Annotated in this window: 1 protein-coding gene; it reads left to right on the plus strand. The window is 44.4% G+C overall.

Features of this window, described 5'->3' with window-relative positions; genetic code table 11:
• On the plus strand, window positions 1–640 hold a 640-nt coding region (locus tag ACFSQJ_RS14135), incomplete at both ends, for a KR prefix domain-containing protein (protein ID WP_377767622.1).

Below are 640 nucleotides of genomic sequence, written 5' to 3' on the forward strand. Positions count from 1 at the left end.
AAACAGGCCGTTGAAGATTGGTTTTATGTTCCCCGTTGGAAGAGAGCCGAACTGCCGACACAAGAAGCTGCAACAACTGCCAAATACAAGTATCTGGTATTTCAGGACAGCGTAGGTATAGCAAACCAACTAATACCGGCATTAGAAACCCTAGGTCATCAGGTGGTAACTGTTGAGGCCGGTAAGGGATATAAAAGAAATGGTGACCATCACTATGAAATAGAGGCCGACAATAAAGAAGACTACAAAGCATTGTTTGAGGGCTTAAGTGAACTTGGGGATTTGCCTGAAAGAATCTTACATCTATGGGGGGTAAATCCATTAGATCAACACAAAGACTATAACCAGGAAACTATAGAACTAGCTCAGAAGCTGGGATATTACAGCATGGTCAGTATAGCCCAGGCATATGGCGAACTCAGTACAGTCCAAGATCTCAAGGTATTTGTGATCACCAACAATATGCAGGAGGCCATCGGAGGGGATCTGACAAGTCCTGAGAAATCAACAGTCCTCGGACCCGTAAAGGTAATCCCCCAGGAATATTCCAACATAAAGTGCAAGAGCATCGATGTTGATTTGAATGCCTCCAATACCTCCATCTTTGTCGAGCAACTGTTAACAGAACTCAGTGGTGCCG

Origin of the sequence: Croceitalea marina, assembly GCF_042684265.1 — a bacterium.
Taxonomy (GTDB): domain Bacteria; phylum Bacteroidota; class Bacteroidia; order Flavobacteriales; family Flavobacteriaceae; genus Croceitalea; species Croceitalea marina.